2 protein-coding genes and 2 pseudogenes are annotated in these 2638 nt (G+C 57.2%); 1 reads left to right on the top strand and 3 read right to left on the bottom strand.

Going from position 1 to position 2638, the window contains the following annotated elements; all coding sequences use genetic code 11:
* Positions 1-1016 precede the first annotated feature (1016 nt).
* From HMPREF2765_RS02725 to HMPREF2765_RS09340, 3 genes and pseudogenes are all read right to left on the bottom strand, one after another.
* Positions 1017-1535 (bottom strand): EXLDI protein, encoded by a 519-nt coding sequence (locus HMPREF2765_RS02725; RefSeq protein WP_204372029.1) that lies wholly within the window; start codon positions 1533-1535, stop codon positions 1017-1019.
* A gap of 183 nt (positions 1536-1718) precedes the next feature.
* Positions 1719-2291, bottom strand: coding sequence for a hypothetical protein (locus HMPREF2765_RS09300; RefSeq protein WP_049342888.1), 573 nt, complete (start codon positions 2289-2291; stop codon positions 1719-1721).
* A 118-nt stretch (positions 2292-2409) separates the two neighbouring features.
* Positions 2410-2586, bottom strand: a pseudogene (locus tag HMPREF2765_RS09340) (hypothetical protein); the annotation flags it as partial.
* On the opposite strand from HMPREF2765_RS09340, the pseudogene HMPREF2765_RS09165 reads away from it, so the two are divergent.
* Positions 2549-2638: pseudogene (locus HMPREF2765_RS09165) on the top strand (transposase); the annotation flags it as partial. The pseudogenes HMPREF2765_RS09340 and HMPREF2765_RS09165 overlap by 38 nt on opposite strands.

Here is a 2638-nt window from a genome sequence, read left to right on the forward strand (position 1 = left end):
TCGGGCACCCTGATGTCGCTTCAGGAAGGTGTAGCGGCACCGCGCTCGCATGCGCTACAAAGAATCCTTTCATTGCAAGCCCACGGGTAGGCACCCAGACGCCCCTACGGAACCTCCACCGCACCCGGCTATTAACCCGCATATTCCGGCGAGCTGTCTGCGGTACCTCACTCCAGTATTCCCCCCCCCCGCTTCCGCGTACACTCTTCCCAAGCCGAGCAGCCCGCGGTTCATTCCCGGCCGCACAATCCGCACCCTACCTCGCACCACAGGGAAGGGAGAAGAGAAAGGGCATGGGGAGAGGCCGGTATGTTCCGTCGCGACATCAGGGTGTCCGAAGCGGAGCGAGGACGGGTTCCCTGCAGGAGCAAGGAACATACCGCCTCTACCCGCTCAACCTAACTCAAAATAAAAAGCCTCCTACCGTAGGGTAGAAGGCTTGTGGACCAAAGGTGGTCACGATGGATACAAAACCCGGGGTGGGTGCAGGCTGAGGGCGGGTGGGTGCAAGACATTAGCGAGAACGACGAAGCCTCAGGTCACATGTACCTGAGGCTGTAGATACGTTCGTTCTACAGGCTCGTGCCGTCGTTGAACGCGATAGCGATTGTTCCGTCAGGGTGGATGGTGGCATGGTCAACGAGGGCTCGCCAGGCTTCGGACGCTTTATGCCCGCGAGCCCCGCGCTCGCGGGCATTTCTGTGTCTGGTCTACCCGGGTTCTATATTGGCCTCCGTGTGTCCGCGGCTTTCGCGGACAAAGTACGTCTGAATGGGGGATGCTTTGGTGATTTTCCCCGATAACCCGGAAGTAATGACGCACTTTGTCCGATGTACCGAGGTGACGAGCAACCTCACGGCGCCCTCCCTCAAGTGCCTCACTCGGTTCGCCGTCAGCGGCCGAGCAAGTCCTGTCGCTGGCCGAGCCGCGCAGCCGACTGACTAAGCGATGCCCTGTCAGGTGACCGCGTGTCCAGTTTCAAAAGGAGGGGGCCGCCATTTTCAATTCCTTGCATGTTAAATATCCAATACCTCGTAGGGTTTTGCTGAAAGCGCGGATTTACATTGCTCAGCCAAGTACGCATCCGCCAACTCCAGCTGTGCAATATCTGGATATACCTCTAGCGTTTTGTCACCTATTAACCAGAACTCTCGCGACCAGGTCTCAGGATGATCCCAGATTCGGTAGTTCCCTTTAGCCTCATCAGGTAAAAGCCTGCGGATTTTTGTTGCAACAGCGAGCTGCCCTTTTGCTGTTTCGTAAATTGTATTAATTTGGACGCCGCCATCCGCCGGGCGTTCAACACGGACTATCTCTCGGCCGTAAAACATCACCTTCCTCCGCGAGCCGTTTTCGTAGAGTGCTAGTTCTATTCTTCCGTAACCTTTTTCAGTGTTATGTCGGTTGGTCAAATAGTCCTGAAGCGCTTGGACGACAGCCGCTGAAACACTTTCCGCATGCTGCGCAGCTCGTTCAAATAGTTCCATATCTGCTTCTGAGACGTAAATATTCTTTGTGGGCATGTTTATAAACATACTCATACTTTCTCTGTTTGTCAACCCTGCAGAAATGTCACTGGTTCCAATTGTGAGGAGGATATCGACGGTAGACCTGGATGGCATACATGATGATGGGCGTTAAGGCAGATTGACTGCGAAGATAGGGAAGCCCGAGGTCATATACACCTGGGGCCAAGGGGGTGCAGCCGAACTACAGACTCATCCGTCGTTGAACGCGATAGCGATTGTTCCGTCAGGGTGGATGGTGGCATGGTCAACGAGGGCTCGCCAGGCTTCGGGCGTGTAGCTAATTGCGGGGTTCTCACTGCGGTATTGGTGGAACGCGGTGATGGCCGCGCGTTTGGCCTCGAGTTCGTGTAGTTGTTTTTCGAGGGACTCGACTGTGTCGAGGTGGTGCTGGTAGTCGGCTTCAAGCCTGGCATGGTCAGCCTCGAAGGCGTCAGGGTTGAAGTCGGTGTTGGCTGCAGAGCGGATGAGGGCGTTGATTTCGTCCACCACTGCGTCGCGTGCGGTGATCGCCTGGGCGAGCTTGGCCTCGAGTGCGTGAGGATTACCGAGCTGGTCGAGGGCAGCTTCGAGTACCTCGGGGCTGGGCGGTGGTGCGAGCTGACTGGGGGCCTGCTCGAACGCGGCAATCAGCTCGTCTTCGGTTACGTGCTTGGTTGCGCATGGCTGGTCGCCGGGCGGGATCGTATTTGCGGTTGCACCGCCAGATGCGCCGCTCGTAGCGGCTGCCAGCGTGCCAGGTTTTCGGCCCGTACCATCCCCCACAGCACCCGCACTCGATTTTCGAGGCGAACGGGTGGCTAAAGGAGCGTGACCTGCCAGAGCGCCTGGCTAGTTCGTGCTGGACTTGGTCCCATACGGCTGGGGCGATGATGGGCTCGTGGTTGCCGGTCACGTAGTACTGGGGTATTTCTCCTTCGTTGCTTTTGGTGGTTTTGGATAGGAAGTCCACGGTGAAGGTTTTCTGTAGCAGGGCGTCGCCCTTGTATTTTTCGTTGCACAGAATCGAGTTGATGGTGGACACGGACCAGGTCTTCTTCCCCAACCGCCAGGCCATCATCCGCCTGGTCGGAGCCGTCCTCGCCGAACAAAACGACGAATGGGCCGAAGGC

The sequence above is a fragment of the Rothia sp. HMSC062H08 genome, from assembly GCF_001810775.1.
GTDB lineage: Bacteria > Actinomycetota > Actinomycetes > Actinomycetales > Micrococcaceae > Rothia.